Genomic DNA, 21,708 nt, shown 5'->3' with positions numbered 1-21,708 from the left:
GCCCGCCCGAAAAGCGCACGAGACCCGGGCCGCTATCCAAGCGACTGGAGGTGGAACAGCGGCAGGTCGCTCCGGTCAGGCGCGCTGCACTGCAGTACACCATCGCCCAATCCGGACTTTCCTGCAATTTCAGATATTTGCGGGGCGTAGGACGAAGTTTTCCCGATCCCCCTCGACGAAGAAAATTCGTCTGCCCGGGGGTATCAGCCTGCGGCCGAGCCTAGCGAACCATCTGCAACCACGGCATCACGATTACCAGCAGTCCGGCAAAATAGAGCACGCCGAAGATCAGGCCAAAGCCCCAGAACTGCCCCTTCCCGATATAGCCGCTGCCGAAATACATCGGCGCCGGCCCGGTCGCGTAAGGCGAGATCACGCCCATCAGGCCCAGCGAATACATGCAGAGCATCGCGAGCGTCGTGACCGGCAGGTCAGGGATGCCCGAGCCGACCGCCAGCACCACCGGCAGCACGGCCGCCGCATGCGAGGTGATGCTCGAGAAGAAATAGTGGATCCAGAAGAACAGCGCGACCAAGAGGATCATCGCGGTCGATGGCGACAGCCCGACGAGCGGCTTTGCGAATTCGTTCGCAAACCATTTGATGAAGCCGATGTCGTTGAGGCCTGAGGCCAGCGTGAGCAGCGAGGTGAAATAGAAGAATACCTCCCAGGCGCTCTTCTCGCTCACGATGTCGACGAACTCGATCACGCCCGTGACCAGCATCAGCGAGATCACGATGAACACGACGGTGGTCGCATTGACGAAGTTCGAGCCGAGCAAAGGCACGTGGATGTCCGGGCTTGAGCCCGCAATCCACAGGAACATTGCGAGGATGATGAGCGCCAGCATGATCCACTCGTTGCGCGACATCGGGCCCATCTCGGCGAGCTCCTTTGCCGCCCATTCCGGGATTTCGGGGCTGTGCTTCACCTCCGGCCGGCAGATCGCGTAGCTCAGCAGCGGAACGAGGATCATCAGCAGGAGGCCGAGCGGCGCAAAGCCGATGAACCATTGGCCCCAGCTGACATCGACCCCGACCGTCTTCTTGGCAATCGCAAGTGCGGCCGCATTGGGCGCGAGCGCAGTGAAGAACAGCGAGCTGGTGATCGCGGTCGCCGCGAACGCGGTCCACATCACATAGGTGCCGATCTTGCCCGCGGTCGGGCCGGGCTCGGAGCCGTAGATGCGCGGGATGTTGCTGATGATGGGATAGACGATGCCGCCGCTGCGTGCGGTGTTCGATGGCGTCGCCGGCGCGAGCAGAAAGTCCGACATTGCGACCGCATAGCCGAGACCAAGGGTGTTGCTGCCGAGGCGTCGCACCAGCACCAGCGCGATGCGTCGGCCGAGCTGGCTCTTGCGATAGCCGATCGAGAATACGAAAGCGCCGACGATGAGCCAGACCGTGCTCTCGGCAAAGCCGGACAGCATCCAGCGCAGCGACTTGCTGGGATCGGGATCGATATAGCCACCGACGCCGGCGACCGTGAGCCCGATCAACCCGACCGCGCCGACCGGCATTGATTCCAGGATGAGGCCGGTGATGACGGCGGCGAAAACTGCAAAATAGTGCCACTGGTTGACGTTGAGCCCTGATGGCACCGGCGACAAATAGATCGCCAGCCACACCACGAGCGGCGCGATCAGTTTCCAGCGAAACCCCTTCGCTTCGGGCGCCTGCGTGTTGGCGGTCATGAGCCCTCCCCCTCAGTTTTCATCGCATTTTGCCGGCCCGTTGGCCGAGCCGTTTTGTCCCTGCCGCGGCGTATAAGGACTGTCCGAGGCGCGATCAATGGCCTGGGGTGCGTTCTATCGTCCCCTGAACCGCGGCTTGCGGCGGCCCAGGAACGCATCGACGCCCTCCTTGTGGTCCTCGGAGAGGCTCGCCAGCGCGAACTGGTCGAGGTCCATGTGGCTTGTGAGATCATCCAGTGCATGCGCGAGCCGGTTGACGGTGAGCTTGGTCATGGCGACCGAGAGCGGCGGCTGCACGGCCACCTTCCGGGCGAGATCCATGGCGGCATCGAATGCTTTGCCGGGGTCGACGACCTGCTCCACCAGGCCCCATTCGTAGGCCTCGTCCGCGCTGATGCGCTCGTCGGCCAAAATCACCGCCTGCTTGGTGCGGGCAGGCCCGATCAGATGCAGCATGCGCGGGATGCTCTGCCAGCTCATGTTCATGCCGAGACCGATCTCGGGCACGCGCAGATGCGCATCGCTGCCCATGATGCGAAAGTCGAGGGCGACCGCAAGCGCGACGCCGCCGCCGACGCAAAAGCCTTCAATGGCAGCGATCGTGACCTGCTCCATCTCCTGCCAGGCATGGGTCAGCCGCGGCCCCAGCTTGAGATGCCGCCGCAGCGTGCCAAGATCCATCTCCTTGCGCGAGCGGCCTTCGGCATCCTTCAGGTCGAAGCCCGCGCTGAACGCGCCCGCGTTGCCCGTCAGCACCACGACGGACGTCGTCGCGTCATCCTCAAAGCTGCGCGCCGCCGCAGTGAGCTGGCGCAGCACCTCCGGCGACAATGCGTTGATGCCGTCATGGCGGTCGAACCGCACCACCGCAATCCGCCCCTCGGGCCCGTGACCCTTCTCGATCTTGACGAACTCTTTCATCAGGCCTCTCCGAAGCTTATTTTTGCCGAAGCTGATTTTCGCCGATGTTAGCGCACAAACGGCGTCACGAATATGGGACTGGTTGCGCTGCAACGAACCCTCGACAGGCAGGGAAAGATTCGCTTAATCTTTCGCCCATGAGCCATGATCACGACCATCATCACCACGACCACGATCATTCGGAATTGTCGGAGACCGAGCTGCGCGTGCGCGCGCTCGAGACGATCCTGACCGAAAAAGGCTATGTCGAGCCGGCCGCGCTCGACGCCATCATCCAGGCCTACGAGACCAAGATCGGTCCGCATAATGGCGCGCGCGTCGTCGCCAAGGCATGGACCGATCCAGCCTTCAAGGCGGCGCTGCTGGAGGATGGTTCGAAAGCCATCGGCACGCTTGGCCATGTCAGCCGCGTCGGCGACCATCTCGTCGTGGTCGAGAACACGCCACAGCGGCACAACATGGTCGTGTGCACGCTGTGCTCCTGCTACCCCTGGGAAATGCTCGGGCTGCCGCCGGTCTGGTACAAGGCCTCGCCCTATCGCTCGCGCGCGGTGAAAGACCCGCGCGGCGTGCTCGCCGATTTCGACGTTACGCTGCCGAAAGACATGGAAATCCGGGTGTGGGATTCCACCGCCGAGACGCGTTTCCTGGTGCTGCCGATGCGACCCGAGGGCACAGAGGGTTGGAGCGAGGAGCAGCTTGCCGATCTGGTCACCCGCGATTCCATGATTGGCACGGGCTTTGCGAAAACGCCCGGAGCGGCGTCATGAACGGCGTGCACGACATGGGCGGCATGGACGGGTTCGGCAAGGTCGAGCCCGAGCCGAAAGAGCCGGTGTTTCACGCGGCGTGGGAAGGTCGCGTGCTGGCAATGGTGCGCGCGATGGGCGCTGCCGGCGCCTTCAACATCGACACCTCGCGCTTCTATCGCGAGACGCTGCCGCCGCATGTTTATCTCTCGAGCTCCTACTACAAGAAATGGTTTCTCGGGCTCGAGGAGATGCTGATCGAGAAGGGTTATATCTCGCGGGAGGACGTCGCCGCCGGTCACGCGGTGCAATCTGCAAAAGCGCTCAAGCCCGGCAGGCTGGAGCTTGCCGGCGTCGAGCGCAGCATGGTGCGCGGCAAGTTCGCCCGCCCTGCTCCGGCGCCGGCGAAATTCAACATCGGCGATCGCGTGCGCGCGAAGAACATTCATCCGAGCACGCACACAAGGCTGCCGCGCTATGTGCGCGGCCATGTCGGTGTCGTCGAGCTCAACCATGGCTGCCATGTGTTTCCGGACTCGGCGGCGATCGAGCTCGGCGAAAATCCGCAATGGCTCTACACGGTCGTGTTCGAAGGCCGCGATCTCTGGGGCGCCGACGGTGATCCGACCTTGAAGGTCTCGATCGATGCGTTCGAGCCCTATCTGGACCCAGCATAATGAGCAGCACGGCTGCTGCCGCCGCGACGGCGGCTATTCCGAGCATCCCGCGCGATGATGACGGCCCGGTGTTCCGCGCACCATGGGAGGCACATGCGTTCGCGATGGCGCTGACGCTGCATGACCGCGGCGTGTTCACCTGGCCGGAATGGGCCGCAGCCTTGGCCTCCGAGATCAAGCGCGCGCAAGCCGCCGGTGATCCCGATACCGGCGAGACCTACTATCTGCACTGGCTCGCCACGCTGGAAGGGCTGGTCGCCCGCAAGGGCGTCGCATCGACGGAGACGTTGCACCGCTATCGCGACGCCTGGGATCACGCCGCGGACCGCACGCCGCATGGCAAGCCGATCGAGTTGCGGCCTGAGGATTTTGCGCGGTAGTCGCTCCAAACACCGCTGTCATTCCCCGCGAAGGCGGGGAATCCAGTACGCCGCGGCGTCTCGGCTCAAACACAGTCTCTGGGATACTGGATCGCCCGCCTTCGCGGGCGATGACGACAGAGGTTGGAGTGCTATTTGCGTCCCGCCACATACTCCCGCCACCCCTTCGCCCGCAGGCTGCACGCAGGGCACTCCCCGCATCCATCCCCCCAATCATGCTGCGCCCCGCGTTCGCCGAGATAGCAGGTGTGTGATTGCTCGCGGATGAGGTCGACGAGCCCATCGCCGCCGAGGTCATGCGCGAGCTTCCACGTCGCGGCTTTGTCGATCCACATCAACGGCGTATGCAGCTCGAACGATCTCGCCATGCCGAGCGAGAGCGCGGCCTGCATGGCGCGGATGGTGTCGTCGCGGCAATCGGGATAGCCGGAATAGTCAGTCTCGCACATGCCGCCGACGATGTGGGTGATGCCGCGCCGGTAGGCCAGCGCCGTGGCGAAGGTCAAAAAAACCAGATTGCGGCCGGGCACAAACGTGTTCGGCAAGCCGTCGGCGCCCATGGCGATGGCGACGTCGCGCGTCAGCGCCGTGTCCGAGATCGACGCCAGTGTCGGGATCGACAGCGTGTGGCTCTCGCCGAGCCTGGAAGCCCAATCCGCGCGCAGGCCCTTGATGCCGTCGAACAGCCGCTCGCGACAGTCAAGCTCGACGGCGTGACGCTGGCCGTAGTCGAACCCCAGCGTCTCTACGCGCGCGAAACGGCTCAGCGCCCAGGCAAGGCAGGTGGTCGAATCCTGGCCGCCGGAAAACAGCACCAGTGCGGTTTGTGATGAAAATGCGTCACTCATGGTCCGCGCTTTAGCACTGTGCGACCTGCGCGCCAATCGGTGGAAATCGGCCTGTTCCGCATGCCGGCGCTGGGAACGGCGGCCCGCTTTTGGCATAAGGTTTTGGACCCAGGAGACTGCCCCGCAATGACCCCTTCCCGCGACATTTCCCGGCTGATCGAGATCATGGCGGCACTGCGCACGCCGGTGACCGGCTGCCCCTGGGACCTCGAGCAGAATTTTTCGACGATCGCGCCCTACACGATCGAGGAGGCCCATGAGGTGGTCGACGCCATCGACCGCGGCGATCTCGACGATCTGCGCGAAGAGCTCGGCGATCTCCTGTTGCAGGTCGTATTCCATGCCCAGATGGCCGAGGAGCAGAACGCTTTTGCTTTTGGTGATGTCGTCGAAGCCATCACCCGCAAGATGATCCGGCGTCATCCGCACGTCTTCGCCGACAAGGAGGGCAACCTCGCCTCCTCCCACGTCAAGGAAGTCTGGGACCGCATCAAGGCCGAGGAGAAAGCCGAGCGCGCCGCGCGCCGACCGCCGGAAGCAACGCCGTCGCACAAGTCACTGCTCGCGGGCGTGAAGGCCGGCCAGCCGGCGCTGACCCGCGCCATGGAGCTTCAGCGCAAGGCGTCCACCGTCGGCTTCGACTGGAACGACCCGCGCGCTGTGCTGGCAAAAATCCGTGAGGAAGCCGACGAGATCGAGGCCGCGCTCGACCGCAACGACAAACAGGAGCTTGCCGAGGAAACCGGCGACTTGATGTTCGCCCTGGTCAACCTCGCCCGCCATGTCGACGCCGATCCGGAAGCGGCGCTACGCGCAACCAACGCGAAGTTCGAGCGGCGGTTTGCCTATATCGAACGCGCGCTCGAGGCGCAGGGGCGGACCCTGGAGCAGGCGTCGCTGGCGGAGATGGATGCGCTGTGGAATGCGGCGAAGGGGGATGAGAAGTCGGTGTCAAAAGAACGCAAGGAAGCTCACCGCTAACTCCATTGTCGTCCCGGCGAAGGCCGGGACCCATAACCACAGGGAGGAGTTTGGCGAAGACTCGTCGTTCTGTACTTCTACCAATCGCAATCGAAAGATCACGCGGTATGGGTCCCGGCCTTCGCCGGGACGACACCAACTACGCGGACAGGCGCGGCACGGCATCGAAACGGTTCACGACAATATCCCGCTTGGTCTCGTCCACCCGCACCGTCATGTCGAAGCGGCCGTCGTGCAGCTCTTTCGCCAGCACCTCGGAATTGCGGTGCAGCCAGGAGATGCCGGCGCCGTCAGCGGCGTCGATGGAGAGATCGAGCGTGGTGCGCGTTGCAGCCAGGCGTTCCTCGATGGTGGCGAGCAGTGCGTCGATCCCCTCGCCTGACACGGCCGAGACCAGCATCGCCGGGTGATCCTCGGGCCTGCGCGCGGCGATGTTGAGCAGCTCCTCGCGCTGTTCGGCGTCGTAACGGTCGATCTTGTTCCAGACTTCGATGATGCGGCCAGAGTCATCAGGATTGATGCCGAGCTGGCGCAGCACCGCGTCGACGTCGCTCTGTTGCGCCTCAGCATCCTCGTGCGAGATGTCGCGCACATGCAGGATGACGTCCGCCTCGAGCACCTCTTCCAGCGTGGCGCGGAAGGCGGCGACGAGCTGCGTCGGCAGATTGGAGATGAAGCCGACGGTGTCCGACAGCATCGCCTTGCCGCCATGCGGCAGGGTGAGCGCGCGCAACGTCGGATCCAGCGTTGCAAACAGCATGTCGGCGGCCTGCACGTCGGCGCGCGTCAAGCGGTTGAACAGCGTCGATTTGCCGGCATTGGTGTAGCCGACCAGTGCCACGACGCGGTACGGCACGCGCTGGCGGCCGGCGCGGTGCAGACGGCGCGTCGCCTGCACCTTCTTCAGTTCGCCCTCGAGTTTGGAGATGCGCTCCTGAATCAGGCGACGGTCGGCTTCGATCTGCGTTTCGCCGGGACCGCCCATGAAACCAAAGCCGCCGCGCTGGCGTTCGAGATGGGTCCAGGAGCGGACAAGGCGCGAGCGTTGGTAGTTGAGATGGGCGAGTTCGACCTGGAGCGAGCCTTCTTTGGTCTTGGCGCGGCGGCCGAAGATTTCCAGGATCAGGCCGGTGCGGTCGAGCACCTTGGCGTGCAACTCCTTCTCGAGATTGCGCTGCTGGATCGGCGCCAGCGCGCAATCCATCACCACGAGTTCGACGTCGAAGCTCTTGGCCAGCGCGGCGATCTCCTCGACCTTGCCCTTGCCGATATAGGTCGCGGGGCGGATCTGGCTGATCGGTGTGATGATGGCGTCGGCAACAACGAGATCGATCGCGCGCGCGAGGCCGGCGGCTTCGTCGAGCCGGGCTTCGACGTCTCGTACGACATGACTCTCCGATTGCGCGTCGGCATCGCCTGCGCGCACCCGCAAATAGGGGCCGATGACAAGCACCCGCCCCGTTTGCTTAGCCCCTGCCGGCCGCGGACGGTCGGCATCCCCGTCGAAATTCCGGGGTTCCAATCAGATCACTCTCAAGCCGGCTGATCCTCACCGCCTTCGAACAGCTGGATCGGAGCGCCCGGCATGATGGTCGAGATCGCGTGCTTGTAGACAAGCTGCGAGTGACCGTCGCGCCGAAGCAGCAAGCAGAAATTGTCGAACCAGGTCACGATGCCCTGGAGCTTCACTCCGTTGACCAGAAAGATCGTCAGTGGCGTCTTGGTTTTGCGAACGTGATTAAGGAAGGTGTCCTGTAGGTTTTGTGCGCGGTCTGCCGCCATTGTTTTTTTCTCGCTTTGAGTTTCTTTTTATTGCACCGGTTGCGGCTCTCTTTTGAAAATTTTGGAGCCTCTTCCGGTTGCCGTCCCTCATGAGATCCCCCTCGGAGGGACAGCGGTATGATTAGAGGACAGGTCGGCTTATTAGGCAAGCCGCTTCAAGCGGCAGAACCCGCCGAATTGCCCCGAAAAACTACGGAAATCGGTGATTTCTCCTCGCGTGATGTGACCGTTGGGCGGCGTCAACCGACGCCGAGCGCCTTCAACTTCCGATGCAACGCTGAGCGCTCCATGCCGACAAACTCCGCAGTGCGCGAGATATTGCCGGAAAAGCGGCTGATCTGGGCGATCAGATAGTCGCGCTCAAACACTTCCCGCGCCTCGCGCAGCGGCAGGCCCATGATGTGCTCGCCATTGTTGCTGGTCGGCATTGCCGGCACCATCGAGCCGACGTCCTGCGGGAGCATGTCCGCGGTGATGATCACCTCCGGCCCGCCTGCGGCCAGAATCATGACTCTCTCAACGTTGTTGCGGAGCTGTCGCACGTTGCCCGGCCACACATGCGATTGCAGCACCGCCATCGCATCCTGTCCGATCTGCCGCTTGGGCAGGCCACTTCCCGCCGAAATCTGCTCCATGAAATAGTCGATCAGCTCAGGGATATCCTCGCGCCGCTCCGACAGCGCCGGCACGCGGATCGGCACCACCGAGAGGCGATGATAAAGGTCCTCGCGGAAATGGCCGGCCGCGATCTCCTCCTCGAGATTGCGTGCGGTCGACGAAATGATACGCACGTCAACCTGCACCTTGCCGGTGCCGCCGACACGCTGGAACGATTGCTCGACCAGCACGCGCAATATCTTGTTCTGGGTCTCGCGCGGCATGTCCGCGATCTCGTCGATGAACAGCGTGCCGCCATGGGCTTCCTCGAGCGCGCCGGGCTTGCGCGCGTGCTCGCCGTTGGATTGCTCGACGCCGAACATCTCGTGCTCCATGCGCTCCGGCGTGATCGCGGCCGCATTGATCACGACGAAGGGGCCATCGGCGCGGCCCGAGGCCGTATGCAGCGTGCGCGCGGTCAACTCCTTGCCGGCGCCGGCGGGGCCGACGATCAGGATGCGGCTGTTGGCCTTCGCCGCTCGGTCGATGGTCTGGCGCAGCTGGTTCATGCTCGGCGAACGGCCGACGAGCGAGCTTGCGCTCGGCGCGAGCTGCTTCAGCTCCTTGACCTCACGCTTGAGCCGCGAGTTCTCCAGCGCACGGTTGGCGACCAGGATCAGCCGGTCGGCCTTGAACGGCTTTTCGATGAAGTCATAGGCGCCGCGCTTGATCGCCGCGACCGCGGTCTCGATGTTGCCGTGGCCGGAGATCATCACGACCGGCAAATCGGCATTGTCCTTCTTGACCTGCTCCAGCAACTGGAGGCCGTCGAGCTTGGAGCCCTGGAGCCAGATGTCGAGGAACACCAGATGCGGCCTGCGATTGCCGATCTCGGCCAGCGCCGTATCGCTGTCGCGCGCGGTCCGGGTCACGAAGCCCTCGTCTTCGAGAATGCCCGCAACGAGATCCCGAATATCGGCCTCATCATCGACAATCAGAATTTCACTTGCCATGGGACGCGCCTGTCTTGTCAGATGCCTGTTGAGGCTTCGATCTTCGTTGAATCATTAGTCTTTTCAGCCGGCTCTTTGGTTTCGGCTACCGGCTCTTTTGTTGCCGTATCCTTGACGATTTCCTTGGCGATTTCCGTGACGGTTGCTTTGGCGGCGGGTGCCAGCTCGGTCCCCTCAGCCTTCGCCGGCGTGCCGGAGATCGCAAAGCGCATCCGCATCCAGGCGCCGCGCTGGCCTTCCCGGAAGTCGGAGGCGTCCTTCAATTCGATGCGGCCGCCATGGTCTTCCAGCACGCGGCCGACGATCGCTAGCCCAAGGCCGGTGCCTTTGGCCCTCGTTGTCACATAGGGCTCCAGCAAGCGCGAGCGCGCGACCTTGGGCAGGCCGATGCCGTTGTCGATAACATCGATCAGCACGTCCTCGCCCTCGCGCGACACCACGACGTCGATGCGGCCTTTTCCGTTGTCCTGGCCGAGTTCCTCCGGCGGGACCTGCTCGATCGCCTCCGTGGCGTTCTTGACGATATTGGTGACCGCCTGCGAGATCAGCCGCCGGTCGAACTGGGCGCGCAGCGGATCTTCCTTGAACTCCGCCTCGATATCGATCTCGGGATGAGCGACCTTCATCAGGAACACCGCCTGCCGCACGGCGTCGGCGACGTCCTCGCCCTCCATCACCGGCTTGGGCATCCGCGCGAAGCGCGAGAACTCGTCGACCATGCGCCTGATATCGTCGACCTGGCGCACGATGGTGTCGGTGCACTGCTCGAAGATCTGCTTGTCCTTGGCCTCGGTGATGTCCTTGCCGAACTTGCGGCGGATGCGCTCGGCCGAGAGCTGGATCGGCGTCAGCGGGTTCTTGATCTCGTGCGCGATGCGGCGCGCCACGTCGCCCCAGGCCGAGGTGCGCTGTGCCGAGACCAGCTCGGTGATGTCGTCGAGCGTGATGATGTAGCTGTCGTGCGGCTGGTTCTTCTCGGCGCTGACGCGGACCGAGAGGTTGCGCTCCTGCCCGTCGCGCGTGATCGTGATCTGGCCCTGGACCAGGCGCTGGGTCCCTTCCCGCGCGGCTTTCATCATCTCGTCGAGCTCGGGAAGCACGTCGGAGAGCGGATGGCCGAGCGTCTCCGCCTCGGAGTGCCCGATCAGCTTCTCGGCGGAGCGGTTGAGGATGCCGACGCTGCCCGACGTATCGACGCCGATGATGCCGGCACTCGCCGACGACAGCACGGCCTCGATGAAGCGGCGGCGGCTGTCGATGAGATCGCTGGCATTGACGAGCTCGTCGCGCTGGCTGCGCAGTTCCTGCGTCATCTTGTTGAAAGTCTCGCCCAATTGGGCAAGGTCGCCTTCCGACTGGTGCACCGGCACCTTGACGTTGAGATCACCGGTCGAAACCGTATGCGCTGCGTTCATCAGCCGCCGGATCGGCGCCACCAGCGAGTTGGCGAAGTTCAATCCGATCAGCACCGAGGCCATCAGAATGGTCAGCGCGATCACCGCGAACATCAGCGCGAAGGCGACCTGGATGCCGAGCCGGCGCGACTCGATCTGGGCGTATTCGGCAACGCTCACCTCGGTCTGTTTGAGCTGGTTGACGACGTTGGGATCGAGCGGCCGCGCGACATAGAGGAAGGTGTCGCTGAAGGCGCGCAGCCGGATCACCGCGGCGACGAAGTTCGCGTCCGGCAGGACCGCGATCTCGGGCTCGGATTCGTTGACGTTGCTGAGGAAGTCCGGCGCCGGCGGCGAATAGGCCAGCCGCATGCCGGTGTCGGCGGATTCCAGGATGTTGGTGTTCTTGTCGATGATCATCGCGCCCGGCAGATTGCGGGAGCTGGCGCTGGAGGTCAGCAATTCACGAAACGAGCGGCGATCCTGGTCGTAGAGCGGCCGCGCGTGCGCGATGTCGTTGGCCATGCCGATAATGTCGCCGCGGATCAGCTGCGCATGGTCCTGCATGTAGGCCCGCGCGATCGTCAGCGAGTTCTGGATCACCTCCTTGGTCGGCCCGGAGAACAGCCGGTCGAGGCCGCGCTCGAGGGTGACGTTGGCGACGACGGCAACCAGCACCGCGGGCAGCACCGCCACGATCGAGAACAGGCTGACGATCTGAACGTGGAGGCGCGCCGCCGCCCGGCCCCGCCGGCGGGCCAGGATCAGCTGCCAGAGCTCGCGGATGATGATCCCGACCAGGAGCAGGATCGTGCCTGCATTGATCAGATAGAACGAGCGGACGACCTCGGGCGTCGGGTCGATACTTGTCAGTCCGGTCAGGACCAGGAAGGTCAGGAAGGCCGACAGCAGCGCCAGCGCCACGGCAAACGGCGCCAGCCAGCGTCGCACCGACCAGCGCCGGGGCTCTTCGGCTGGGGCCGTGTCAAAGGATGCGGCCGAGGTGTCTGCGCTGGTCATTCCGGCAATGGGGTGCTGAAAAAGGGTCCGCGGCGGCGGCGGATACTGATGTATTCGTACCACATTGTTGCCGAGACGCGACAGTGTCAAATAGCCACGCGATCTCAGTGGCTTACCAAATTCAGCTTCTTGTTTTTGCCACGATTTATCAAAACGCCGAGCTTGGGATTCGACGGTGTTCGACCGCTTTCTCAGTTCTCTCGAATCTTGCGCGGTGGAGGTTGAACAGCAGAGGCACCCGCAGCTCGACGTATGGCTATCGCCCACGACAGCATCCCCGCAGCCACCAGCAGCATCATGCGACGATCAACGAAGCTTCCGTTCATAGGTCCCCGGCCCTTGTAATTCAGTTCGCGCCCGAACAGCAGAACGGCCCCGCGATCCGGGGCCGTTCCGTCGATTGACCTCAGTTGCCATTGGGCATGCCGATCTGGAAGCCGTTCTTGGCGAGCGAATCCCTGAAGAACTGGAATCGCTCGTACTGCTGTATCGTGATCGGTCCTGCGTAGGTCTCGCTCTGAATCTTCCGTGGAGGGTACTTCACGTAAGTCTGCATCAGATCCTTGATCGCGGCATTGATCGTAACCAAGGACCACGTGTGCTCCGTGTAGTTATTCATGAAGATGTCGTACCGCTCCTGCGGGTCCTGCCAGAGATCAAAAACCTGAGGAACCGTCGCTACATAGGACTCCGGTCCTTTCCAGCCGAGATTGGTGTCAACCGCCAGGCCACCGGTCTGGGCACCGTTGTCACCGCGCAAATTGAACACGGCCTTGTAATTGCCAACACGGGCGGCACCGGGCGTCAGCTCCGATTCGGTGAAGTAGAACCAGTTCTTACGCTCCGACTTGCCGGTTCCGAACAGGATCGGTGACACATCGATGCTGTCGAAGATGATGGGCTTACCCTCGCGGTCGTTCTCCGGCAGCTTCACGCCGGCGAGCTTCGCGAAAGTCGCCATGTAATCAAGATCGCCGACGACGTCGGAGTTCTTCGTGCCGGCCTTGATGCCGGGCCCCCATGCGAGGGACGGGACACGGTTGCCGCCCTCACGAACGGTGCCTTTGGTGCCGCGGAAAGGCGTATACCCGGCATCCGGATAAACGTCCTGCCACGCACCGTTGTCGGTCGTCCAGAACACATAAGTGTTCTTGTCGAGCCCGAGGGACCGCACCTTTTCCATGATGCGGCCGATACGCGTGTCGTTCTCCACGACCGAGTCTGCGAACTTGCTCTTCGACATCGATTTGCCCTGGAATTCGGGCGCCGGCATATTGGGCTGATGCACCTTCATGAAGTTGATGCTCATAAAGAAGGGGCCCGATGCCTTGTTGCGATCCAGATATTCAAGCGAGGCCTTCTCGACATAGTCGTCGAAGAACGGAATGCCGACCACGCCCTTGTCCGGCGTGTTGACGTACTGTCCGTTGATCTTGAAATCCTCCTTCGCCGGCTGGCCGGCGTTTCCGGACAGCGCACCCTTGGTGACCTTCGTGAACATCGCCCTCAGTTCAGGGTCCATGTCGGGAAACCATGTCGGATCGGCGTATGTGTAAGCATTGAGATGATAGAGCCCGCAATACTTCATCTCGTCATAACCCTGGGCGTTCGGTATCGCATAATCATCCTCGCCGAGATGCCATTTGCCCGTGAAGAACGTCCTATAGCCAGCCGTCTTCAAAACCGACGCAAGCGTCCATTCCGCCGCCGGCAAGCCCCCACCCTGCCCCTGGAATGCCACAGTGGTCATGCCGCTACGATTTGGAATTCGGCCGGTCTGTACCGCGGCACGTCCCGGCGTGCAGCTCGGCTGTGCGTAGAAAGACATAAATTGCAGTCCTTCGGCCGCGAGACGATCGATGCTCGGCGTCGGCATGCCGCGATTTTCGCCGCCGCCGTAGGGCCCGGAGTCGCCATAACCAAAGTCATCCGACAGGATAAGGATGATGTTCGGCTTTGATCCGCCGGCCGAGGACGATGGCTGCGTGGTCGCCTGCGCTTGAGCAGTTTGGACAGGTGCCATTGCCGAGAAGGCGGCAATGGTGGCAAGCGAGCTTGAGGCCGCAAGCAGTTTGCGGCGGCTGAAGTCTTCAGTCGTCTTCTTCTCAGTCATCACTTTCTCCCTGGACGTGTGACGCAGCGAAACCCGAGGTGGCTGGTGGACGTGTCGATCGGTTCGGCATGGCGCGCAGCCGGTCGGTAGCGCCGGCAATAGTTTGGCGCGCAGAGGTGCGAGCCGCCCTTGATCACCTTGCGCGGTATCCGGCTGAGTGGCAGCGACGGATCGTGGCTGTCATGTTCGGAGCCGCCGCGCGGGTTTTGCGGAATGCAGCAGGCCTTCGTTGCATCGGCATGGTGCTTCGGCGCCCACCAGTCGCTGGTCCATTCCCAGACATTCCCGATCATGTCGAAGACGCCGTAACCGTTTGGCGGATAGGTCGATACCGGCGAGGTGCGCTCGTAGCCATCCTCGCTCCGGTTCTCGAACGGGAAGTGACCTTGCCAAATGTTGGCTTGATGGACACCGCCCGGAACAAGCTCGTCACCCCAGGCGTACTCGGCCTCATCGAGGCCGCCACGCGAGGCGAATTCCCACTCTGCTTCCGTGGGCAGATCCTTGCCGGCCCATCGGGCATAGGCGAGCGCGTCGGCATGGGCGATGTGCACGACGGGATGATCGTCTAGTGACTTGATATTGCTTTCCGGGCCGTCAGGATGGCGCCAGTTGGCGCCCTTGAGCAGTGTCCACCATTGGCTGTAGTCGTGAAGATCGACAGGATGATCCGGGGGCGTGAAGGTGAGCGACCCTGCGAAGATCATGTGTGGCAGGGCGTCCGGGTAGTCCTTCGGATTGGGAGCGACCTCGGCGAACGTGGCATGGCCGGTAGCGCGCACGAACTCCTTGAATTGCCGGTTCGTCACCGGCGTGCGGTCAATCCAGAAGCCATCGACGCTCACCCTGTGGGATGGAGCTTCCTCGGGATAGTGCCGATCCGATCCCATACGAAACGTTCCGCCCGGAATGAAGATCGAGTTCGGCGGGCAGTTTTCACAGACGTCTGCGACCGTTGCGTGCGCTAAGCTCACGTCGGATGCTCCGTATTTGTAAACACACTCAGCAGCGGTTCGTATGATGATCGCCGGACAGGGCGGTAAATCTAAAGCGCAGCGTCGATGAGCCTAGTTGGACCTTGGTCCACTGTTGCCGCTTGAAGATCACGTCGATCGCCTCGACGATCTTCATCTCGGGATGCTGCTTGCAGTAGACGATGAGGCTGTGTTCACTCACCTGGGCGCGGAGGGTCTTAGCCGGGTGATACCTGGCGAGACGCATTCCCAGAGGACGTTAACCCGCAAGGCTGCTGTACAAACTTGGACCTAGGTCCAGGCCGGCGTGCAAGTGCCCTCTCGACGAATTGGCACAAACTGCATAGTCGCTCGGACGAAATGGCACAAAGTGCATAGCGCAGATCGTCTTGAGGTTTGGCTCCGGTCAGTTCCGCTCCAGCTACAATCCGCTGGACTCGACAAGTCGCGACCACAGGTTTTAGCTTACCGTTGGTGCCCGAAGCTGGGTCACAACTCGTGAAAAACGTCGATCGATTTGAACGACCAACAACAAGAGTGAATCGCGGCACCTTGGCCAGTGTTTTCCTGCTGATAGCTGTTGCGCTCTCTTTGCCAGGCATACATTCGCGCGCGGACGACGCACCGCGGCGCATCCTTATCCTGAGCGCTTATAACTACACGTTTCCCGCAGCCACTCAGGTCATAGACGGCATAGAAAGTCGCCTTCGCGAACGAAGCTCGCAAAAGCTCGCAATCGACGCTGAGTTTCTCGATCTCGTGCGCGTCGCCGATAACGCGCACGAGGTGCGGACGGCCACCTTCCTGCGCGAAAAATATGCCGCGCGACCGCCGGACGTGCTCGTTGTGGTGGGTGGTACGGCACTCCAGTTCATCATGAACTACCGCGACGTCGTAGCTCCGCAGATTCCAGTGGTGTTTGCCGGAGTTTCGCAAGCAACCTATTCCGCCCTGCATCCTCCTGCCAATGTTACTGGCGTCCTCGTCGGCCTCGACTTTGAGAAAACCCTCCATCTGGCTGAACTGCTTCAGCCCACCACACGCCGGCTCATTGTAATCGGCAGCAATGTTACTCTCGAAGACCGTCGATGGCACGAAGCGGCTCGCGGCGCCATCGAACGACATGACAGAAAATTTGAAACGACTTATCTTTTTGGACTTTCTTTCGATGCGCTCGTCAGCGAGGTCTCGCGAATACCGAACGACGCGATTGTTATCTTTTTGACTTTCTTTGCTGATGGTACAGGGAAAGCTTTTGTCGGCAGGGAGGTAGCCCGCGAACTCGTCCGGATCTCCCCTGCCCCGATCTATGGACCATACAACACTTACCTCGACACCGGGGTCGTGGGCGGATTTTTCGAGACGTTCACATCGCACGGAGCTGCCGCGGCCGAGCTGGTTCTTGCAGTCAGCGCCGGGAAAGATCCTGCTTCGCTCCCACCGAAAGTCAATCCAACCCAAGCATTCCATGTGGACTCGAGAGCGATGGCGCGGTGGGGCCTGAAGCAAGGCAATCTTCCGCCCGGTACGGATGTTTTGTTCGAGGAACCGAGCCTCTGGGAGGAACATCGCTACCTCATGTCAGCGGTGGCGCTGGTCATTGCCTTGCTGATGGGGGGCGTCGCTGTCCTGCTGGTTCAACTGCGCCGGCGACGGCAGGCCGAGCGTTCGCTCAAGGAGAGCGAGGACCGAATGACCTTTACGGCCGCAACCGCGAATATCGGATTGTGGCAGTTCGATCGGACGACCGACGAGCTATGGACGACCGATCATTGCCGGACGATGTTTGGTCTTGCCAGCGATACGCTTCTCACACGCGAGACGTTTCTCGCGGCGGTCCACCCTGAAGATCGGCGCATCGCAGTGCGGACGCTGCGCGGGGTATCGCGCGGGCACGCCGCTGTTACTGACATCCGCATTGTCCGCCTCGACGGCCAGATCCGCTGGTTCAGGATTCGCGCGCGTGCTCCTTTCGACGGCATAAAAGCACCAGATCAGCTCAGCGGAATGCTCGTCGATATCACCGACCAGAAAGCGGCGGAGTCCGAGGCGGAGTTGCAGAGACAGGAGTCACGCATTTGATGCGGGTCTCTGCATTGGGCGAGCTGTCCGGGGCGATCGCGCACGAAGTCAACCAGCCACTGACGGCGATCCTGTCGAACGCGCAGGCGGCGATTTATCTTCTGGACCAGGATCCTCCTAACCTCGCCGAGGTGCGGGACACGCTGAGGGATATCGTGCTGGAGGACAATCGTGCCGGCGAGGTGGTGCAGCGGCTGCGCGGCCTGCTCAAAAAGGGTGAGAGCCGATCTGAGCGAATCGATCTCAACGAGATGGTCGATTCCACGACGACACTGCTGCGCAGTGAACTGATCCGCCGGCGCGTTATGGTCGAGACTGATCTTGCTGCCGGTCTTCCCACCGTGCTCGGCGATTCCGTGCAACTGCAGCAAGTGCTCCTTAATCTCGTCGTCAATGCGATGGACGCGATGGCCTCGACCCCGGTAGAGCAGCGCCGCGTCAACATTCGAACGAGCCGGACCCCGGACGGAGACATCGCGATTCGGCTGAAGGACCAAGGACCGGGGATCAGGCCGGTCGATGAAAAGCAGGTGTTCACGCCGTTCTACACAACCAAGCATCATGGCCTGGGGCTTGGCCTGACGATCTGTTCGACTATTATTCGAAAGCACGGCGGAACCCTCAACCTCAGAAATGACGACGCGGGGGGAGCTGTTGCCGAGATTTCGCTGCCTGCTCGCCTCATGCTTCTGGCGGCCCAATGATGGATAGTGCAGTCACCGTCTTTCTCGTTGATGACGACGCCGGCGTGCTGAAGGCAGTTGGTCGACTATTGCGAGCGAGAGGGTACGACGTGCGGTCATTCACTTCGCCGCAGGCATTTCTCGTCAGCCACGACGCCTTGATCCGCGGTTGTGCCATCCTCGACGTCTCAATGCCCGATCTGGACGGACTGGCACTGCAGCAGGCGCTAAGCGCCGGCGGATCACAGAGATCGGTCATCTTCCTGACCGGTAAGGGTGACATTCCCACCAGCGTGCGCGCCATGCGGGCCGGCGCCATCGATTTTCTGACTAAACCGGTCAACGATACGGACCTACTAGCGGCCATTGGACGGGCTGAAAAGGAAGATGCGGAGCACCGCTCCGCCAACGCCAGCCTGGGCTCGATCCAGGCCAGATTGGCAATGCTGACGCCGCGTGAGCGCGAAGTGATGACTCATGTGGTTGCTGGACGGCTCAATAAGCAGATCGCGGGAGACCTCGGAACTGTCGAGAAGACGGTGAAAGTCCATCGCGGCCGGGTGATGAGCAAGCTCGGAGTACGCTCCGTCGCCGACCTCGTCCGCCTCGCAGAAAAAGCCGGAATTGACGGTAGCCGACCATAATTCGCAACGCCGCGCTGTTGGCCCTAGGGCCAACTCGACAACGTGTGGTGGCGGGGTCCATCGTTCGCCCCATGACGCAACCCTCGCCCTGGATTGCAATCGTTGACGACGATCCGCCGGTGCTGAAAGCCTTGGCGCGGCTGTTGAAGACGCGCGCCATCGAGGCCAGAACATACGGCTCGGCCCGCGACTTTCTTGCTGCGCTTCCCGACGCAACGTCCGATGCGTTGCCCGAATGCCTCATCCTCGACCTGCAGATGCCGGAAATGAACGGTCTTGAACTGCAGCGTCATCTCAATCACGTGGGAATCCGGATTCCGACCATCGTGATTACCGCCCATACCGACAGCGGTATGCACGAACTCTGCGCTGCTGCGGGGGCCGAGGCCTATCTGCGGAAACCGTTACAGGACACGACCTTGCTCGCAGCCATCAGCGAGATCAGGGCGGCCAGCGCCCGAACTCAGCACAGACCTCCCGGAACAGTAAAATGACGCGGCCTGAGCTTCAGTGCTTGCTAGCAAGCGGGGTGCCGGGATGACTTCGGAGCCCGGACTTACACAAGGATCGGTTCAGTCGGTGCGCAAGGATCTGAGCCGCAGGATCTTCGCTGCGGGAGCAACCATTTTCGCCGAAGGCGAAGTAGGCACGCTTGCTTACATCCTGCTTCGCGGCGATGCCACGATTTTCATAGGCTTCGGCACGCCCCAACAGCGCACGGTCACCACCTTGAGGTCCGGGCAAATGTTCGGTGTGCACGCGTTGATGGCCGGAGCCAATCGCACCGCCACGGCGGTGACGACACAGGGCTGCGAGGTGCTGGCGGTGAGCGAGGCGAAGCTGAAGCAGAAGCTCGAGGAAGCCGATCCCTTTCTCCGTTACTGGGTCGACTATCTCTCGCAGCGCGTTATCGATTTGTCCGCGCCAGCTTGATTGAGCAGCGTAATGGACATGTCGCAGCCCCGCCCACCTCGCCTCACACTCTTCACGACGGTTCTGTCGCTGTTTCTCATCGTCGCGCTACTGGTCGGAACCGCTGTCACGGTCACCAATTATTTCGAAACCCGCAGGACAGCCCTCAAAGTCGCCGCGGAGACTTTCCGAAGTACAATCAACCGGATCAACGAACAGCGCCTTGCATTTTTTACGCCAGCCTATTTGCTGACCAACGTTCTTCGCAACATGCCTTCTCTGCAATCGTCAGCCGGATCCAAGGATGCAGTTCGGCAACTGATCTTGAGCAGCCTGAAGGTCAACCCGCAGATCTCGGCCATCTATGTCGGCTACGAGAACGGCAATTTCTTTCACGCATTATCGATCTCCGACTCGGAAAAGGCTTTCCTCGAAGAGCTACAAGCGCCGCCTCTTACCCGGTTCGCCATTCAGGAAATCCGCGCTGGCGACGATGGCACTCGCTTGCAGACATGGCTGTTCTTCGATAGCGAGGCCCGACAGATCGGAACGCTCACCAATCCGTCGCCGCCATACGACCCTCGGAGCCGCGGCTGGTATCGTGACGCCATGGAACGTCCGAAGACGATCATCCGGACCCTGCCCTATCTGTTCGCGGCAACGTCGCAGGTCGGGATGACCCTGGCGCAGGCGCTTGAGCATGGCGGCGTTGTCGGGGTCGACCTCACGCTTGATCGGTTGATGCTCTACATCCGCTCGATCAGAGCTAATGACGCGCATCGCTTCATGGCATTCGACGACAAGAATCGCCTGCTGGCTCACTTCGATCCACAACAATTGTTCAAGCGCTCCGGCCTCCGCGACGCTCCCGCGATCGATCTAGCGACGACCGCGGACCTGACGGACCCGGTGGTCCGAGAAGCGCTACGGATATTCTCCGACAAGGGCGCCTATGGCCTGGCGGACTTCAAGGTGGCCGGCATGACGTATCTGGCCACCGTGGACCGTCAAGTCGCCAGGGATGGCGGCGCGTTCTTTCAGTTGTACGCAGCGCCCCTTTCCGATTTCCAGGGCAGCCTGGCCGACGCCGCCGGTCGAAGCATTCCCGTCGCACTTCTGATTTTTTTCCTCACGCTGCCCGCGATCATCTATCTCGCGCGATCGATCTCGATGCCGCTCGCCAAGCTCTCCAAAGAAGCGGAACTAATACGTGCGTTCGAGCTCGATGATCCGATCAAGCTGCGGTCCCGCGTACATGAAGTAAACACGCTGATCCGATCGATGTCGGGCATGAAGGGGACCATTCGCGAAGTATCCAAGTTCGTGCCCAAAGCCCTTGTGAAGGACATCCTGGAAAGCGAGAGCGAGGTTGCGGTCGGTGGCCAGACCCGTCGCGTCAGCATCTTGTTCACTGACGTCAAGGACTTCACGCCGATTGTCGGGGCCATGTCGCCGGATAACCTCACGGCCCACATGTCTGAGTACTTTGAACACTTGGCGTCCCTGATCATCAGGTCAAACGGAACGGTCGACAAATTTATCGGTGACGCCATTTTTTCCTTCTGGAACGCGCCGTTGGCGGTCGCGCGCCACGAACACGTGGCCTGCATGGCGGCGCTGGAATGTCGCGCCGCATCGAGACGCCTGAATGTGCAGTGGGTCGACAAGGGGCTGTCTGCCTGGCACACGAGGTTTGGAATTCACGTCGGGGAAGCCGTACTGGGTAACGTCGGATCATCCGACCGAATTGATTACACGGCGGTTGGCGACAATGTGAACATCGCTGCTCGCCTGGAAGGTTTGAATAAGTTTTACGGCAGCAGCATTCTGACGAGCGGGCTGATCGCGGATGTCTGTTCGGATGAATTTCTGTTTCGGCACGTCGACCGCAGCCGGCCGAAGGGTGTCGACAAACCCATCGATATTTTTGAACTGCTCGGCACCATCAACGGTCCTGACGAGTTTCGCGTCTCGCCGGCAATAAGGAAGCTCGTCGAGGACTGGGACCACGTCTACGAGGTGTATGCCAGCCAGGATTGGTTACGTGCGCTCGACGCCATCGAGACGTTTGCGGATGATTATCCAGAAGACGTGCTGGCCGGAATCTATCTGGATCGTGTGGCAGGCTTCCTGCTAGAGCCTCCCGCGGAGAGTTGGGACGGAATTATTCGATTCAGCAAGAAATAGGAATTATCCGCGCGTAAGGCCCACCGTAATCCTTGAATTTGAACCCTCAAAGTTG

Annotated in this window: 20 protein-coding genes; 10 read left to right on the top strand and 10 right to left on the bottom strand. The window is 61.8% G+C overall.

Annotation, left to right across the window (positions count from 1 at the left end; all coding sequences use genetic code 11):
- Positions 1-220: 220 nt before the first annotated feature.
- Positions 221-1,696 (bottom strand): DASS family sodium-coupled anion symporter, encoded by a 1,476-nt coding sequence (locus UP06_RS30080; RefSeq protein ID WP_045007315.1) that lies wholly within the window; start codon positions 1,694-1,696, stop codon positions 221-223.
- Between the two features lie 114 nt (positions 1,697-1,810).
- Positions 1,811-2,617, bottom strand: coding sequence for an enoyl-CoA hydratase/isomerase family protein (locus tag UP06_RS30075; RefSeq protein ID WP_045007314.1), 807 nt, complete (start codon positions 2,615-2,617; stop codon positions 1,811-1,813).
- 137 nt (positions 2,618-2,754) lie between these two features.
- Here UP06_RS30075 and nthA point away from each other — a divergent pair, with 137 nt between their 5' ends.
- The 3 genes from nthA to UP06_RS30060 are packed head-to-tail and all read left to right on the top strand — an operon-like array spanning position 2,755 to position 4,423.
- Entirely contained in the window at positions 2,755-3,387 is a 633-nt protein-coding gene (gene nthA / locus UP06_RS30070) for a nitrile hydratase subunit alpha (protein ID WP_045007313.1), read from the top strand.
- Positions 3,384-4,043 (top strand): nitrile hydratase subunit beta, encoded by a 660-nt coding sequence (gene nthB, locus UP06_RS30065; RefSeq protein WP_045007312.1) that lies wholly within the window; start codon positions 3,384-3,386, stop codon positions 4,041-4,043. Before nthA ends, nthB begins: the two co-directional genes overlap by 4 nt.
- Positions 4,043-4,423, top strand: a complete 381-nt coding sequence (locus tag UP06_RS30060) for a nitrile hydratase accessory protein (protein WP_045007311.1) — start codon at positions 4,043-4,045, stop codon at positions 4,421-4,423. Before nthB ends, UP06_RS30060 begins: the two co-directional genes overlap by 1 nt.
- Positions 4,424-4,554: 131 nt before the next feature.
- Here the strand turns inward: UP06_RS30060 and queC are convergent, their stop codons facing one another.
- Positions 4,555-5,271 (bottom strand): 7-cyano-7-deazaguanine synthase QueC, encoded by a 717-nt coding sequence (gene queC / locus UP06_RS30055; RefSeq protein ID WP_045007310.1) that lies wholly within the window; start codon positions 5,269-5,271, stop codon positions 4,555-4,557.
- 126 nt (positions 5,272-5,397) lie between these two features.
- On the opposite strand from queC, the gene mazG reads away from it, so the two are divergent.
- Positions 5,398-6,252 (top strand): nucleoside triphosphate pyrophosphohydrolase, encoded by an 855-nt coding sequence (mazG, locus tag UP06_RS30050; protein WP_045007309.1) that lies wholly within the window; start codon positions 5,398-5,400, stop codon positions 6,250-6,252.
- A gap of 139 nt (positions 6,253-6,391) precedes the next feature.
- On the opposite strand, the gene hflX is transcribed toward mazG, so the two are convergent.
- The 7 genes from hflX to UP06_RS30015 form a co-directional block, all read right to left on the bottom strand.
- A complete protein-coding gene (gene hflX, locus UP06_RS30045; protein WP_045007308.1) occupies positions 6,392-7,774 on the bottom strand; it encodes a GTPase HflX in 1,383 nt (460 codons plus the stop codon).
- Between the two features lie 11 nt (positions 7,775-7,785).
- A complete protein-coding gene (hfq, locus tag UP06_RS30040) occupies positions 7,786-8,034 on the bottom strand; it encodes an RNA chaperone Hfq (RefSeq protein ID WP_007591126.1) in 249 nt (82 codons plus the stop codon).
- Positions 8,035-8,273: 239 nt separating this feature from the next.
- The gene (gene ntrX / locus UP06_RS30035; protein WP_045007307.1) at positions 8,274-9,644 is read right to left on the bottom strand and encodes a nitrogen assimilation response regulator NtrX; all 1,371 of its coding nucleotides are present in this window, start codon (positions 9,642-9,644) and stop codon (positions 8,274-8,276) included.
- 17 nt (positions 9,645-9,661) lie between these two features.
- Complete coding sequence (locus UP06_RS30030; protein ID WP_045007306.1) at positions 9,662-12,058, bottom strand: sensor histidine kinase; 2,397 nt, start codon at positions 12,056-12,058, stop codon at positions 9,662-9,664.
- Between the two features lie 406 nt (positions 12,059-12,464).
- Complete coding sequence (locus UP06_RS30025) at positions 12,465-14,171, bottom strand: arylsulfatase (protein WP_045007305.1); 1,707 nt, start codon at positions 14,169-14,171, stop codon at positions 12,465-12,467.
- Positions 14,171-15,145 carry a formylglycine-generating enzyme family protein gene (locus UP06_RS30020; protein ID WP_045007304.1) on the bottom strand — a complete coding sequence of 325 codons (975 nt, stop codon included), beginning with the start codon at positions 15,143-15,145 and terminating at the stop codon, positions 14,171-14,173. The genes UP06_RS30025 and UP06_RS30020 overlap by 1 nt, the downstream gene beginning before the upstream one ends.
- 28 nt (positions 15,146-15,173) lie before the next feature.
- On the bottom strand, positions 15,174-15,347 hold the full coding sequence (locus UP06_RS30015; protein WP_156163316.1) for a hypothetical protein: 174 nt from the start codon (positions 15,345-15,347) through the stop codon (positions 15,174-15,176).
- Between the two features lie 296 nt (positions 15,348-15,643).
- Here UP06_RS30015 and UP06_RS40285 point away from each other — a divergent pair, with 296 nt between their 5' ends.
- The 6 genes from UP06_RS40285 to UP06_RS29980 all read left to right on the top strand — a co-directional run bounded on the left by UP06_RS40285 (position 15,644) and on the right by UP06_RS29980 (position 21,653).
- Positions 15,644-17,227: a PAS domain-containing protein gene (locus UP06_RS40285; protein WP_197087427.1), complete on the top strand. Its 1,584-nt coding sequence runs from the start codon at positions 15,644-15,646 to the stop codon at positions 17,225-17,227.
- Positions 17,227-17,931, top strand: a complete 705-nt coding sequence (locus UP06_RS30000; RefSeq protein WP_050032230.1) for a sensor histidine kinase — start codon at positions 17,227-17,229, stop codon at positions 17,929-17,931. Before UP06_RS40285 ends, UP06_RS30000 begins: the two co-directional genes overlap by 1 nt.
- Positions 17,928-18,554 carry a response regulator transcription factor gene (locus UP06_RS29995; protein ID WP_045007300.1) on the top strand — a complete coding sequence of 209 codons (627 nt, stop codon included), beginning with the start codon at positions 17,928-17,930 and terminating at the stop codon, positions 18,552-18,554. The genes UP06_RS30000 and UP06_RS29995 overlap by 4 nt, the downstream gene beginning before the upstream one ends.
- 71 nt (positions 18,555-18,625) lie before the next feature.
- Positions 18,626-19,048: a response regulator transcription factor gene (locus UP06_RS29990; RefSeq protein ID WP_045007299.1), complete on the top strand. Its 423-nt coding sequence runs from the start codon at positions 18,626-18,628 to the stop codon at positions 19,046-19,048.
- Between the two features lie 85 nt (positions 19,049-19,133).
- Positions 19,134-19,487: a cyclic nucleotide-binding domain-containing protein gene (locus UP06_RS29985; RefSeq protein WP_050032227.1), complete on the top strand. Its 354-nt coding sequence runs from the start codon at positions 19,134-19,136 to the stop codon at positions 19,485-19,487.
- Between the two features lie 12 nt (positions 19,488-19,499).
- Positions 19,500-21,653, top strand: a complete 2,154-nt coding sequence (locus UP06_RS29980; RefSeq protein ID WP_045007298.1) for an adenylate/guanylate cyclase domain-containing protein — start codon at positions 19,500-19,502, stop codon at positions 21,651-21,653.
- Positions 21,654-21,708: the final 55 nt, after the last annotated feature.

It is taken from the genome of Bradyrhizobium sp. LTSP857 (assembly GCF_000938285.1).
Lineage (GTDB): Bacteria > Pseudomonadota > Alphaproteobacteria > Rhizobiales > Xanthobacteraceae > Bradyrhizobium.
Note: the sequence above shows the minus strand (reverse complement) of the source record. Positions and strands in the feature narration are given on the sequence as shown.

What these genes read in the sequence shown, in the direction of transcription:
- UP06_RS29995 (WP_045007300.1), top strand. Translation starts at nt 17,928, where the DNA reads ATGATGGATAGTGCAGTCACCGTCTTTCTCGTTGATGACGACGCCGGC.
- ntrX (WP_045007307.1), bottom strand. Translation starts at nt 9,644, where the DNA reads ATGGCAAGTGAAATTCTGATTGTCGATGATGAGGCCGATATTCGGGAT.
- UP06_RS30025 (WP_045007305.1), bottom strand. Translation starts at nt 14,171, where the DNA reads ATGACTGAGAAGAAGACGACTGAAGACTTCAGCCGCCGCAAACTGCTT.
- hfq (WP_007591126.1), bottom strand. Translation starts at nt 8,034, where the DNA reads ATGGCGGCAGACCGCGCACAAAACCTACAGGACACCTTCCTTAATCAC.
- nthB (WP_045007312.1), top strand. Translation starts at nt 3,384, where the DNA reads ATGAACGGCGTGCACGACATGGGCGGCATGGACGGGTTCGGCAAGGTC.
- UP06_RS30000 (WP_050032230.1), top strand. Translation starts at nt 17,227, where the DNA reads ATGCGGGTCTCTGCATTGGGCGAGCTGTCCGGGGCGATCGCGCACGAA.
- UP06_RS30075 (WP_045007314.1), bottom strand. Translation starts at nt 2,617, where the DNA reads ATGAAAGAGTTCGTCAAGATCGAGAAGGGTCACGGGCCCGAGGGGCGG.
- UP06_RS30030 (WP_045007306.1), bottom strand. Translation starts at nt 12,058, where the DNA reads ATGACCAGCGCAGACACCTCGGCCGCATCCTTTGACACGGCCCCAGCC.
- UP06_RS29980 (WP_045007298.1), top strand. Translation starts at nt 19,500, where the DNA reads ATGGACATGTCGCAGCCCCGCCCACCTCGCCTCACACTCTTCACGACG.
- UP06_RS30080 (WP_045007315.1), bottom strand. Translation starts at nt 1,696, where the DNA reads ATGACCGCCAACACGCAGGCGCCCGAAGCGAAGGGGTTTCGCTGGAAA.
- queC (WP_045007310.1), bottom strand. Translation starts at nt 5,271, where the DNA reads ATGAGTGACGCATTTTCATCACAAACCGCACTGGTGCTGTTTTCCGGC.
- nthA (WP_045007313.1), top strand. Translation starts at nt 2,755, where the DNA reads ATGAGCCATGATCACGACCATCATCACCACGACCACGATCATTCGGAA.
- UP06_RS29990 (WP_045007299.1), top strand. Translation starts at nt 18,626, where the DNA reads ATGACGCAACCCTCGCCCTGGATTGCAATCGTTGACGACGATCCGCCG.
- mazG (WP_045007309.1), top strand. Translation starts at nt 5,398, where the DNA reads ATGACCCCTTCCCGCGACATTTCCCGGCTGATCGAGATCATGGCGGCA.
- UP06_RS30060 (WP_045007311.1), top strand. Translation starts at nt 4,043, where the DNA reads ATGAGCAGCACGGCTGCTGCCGCCGCGACGGCGGCTATTCCGAGCATC.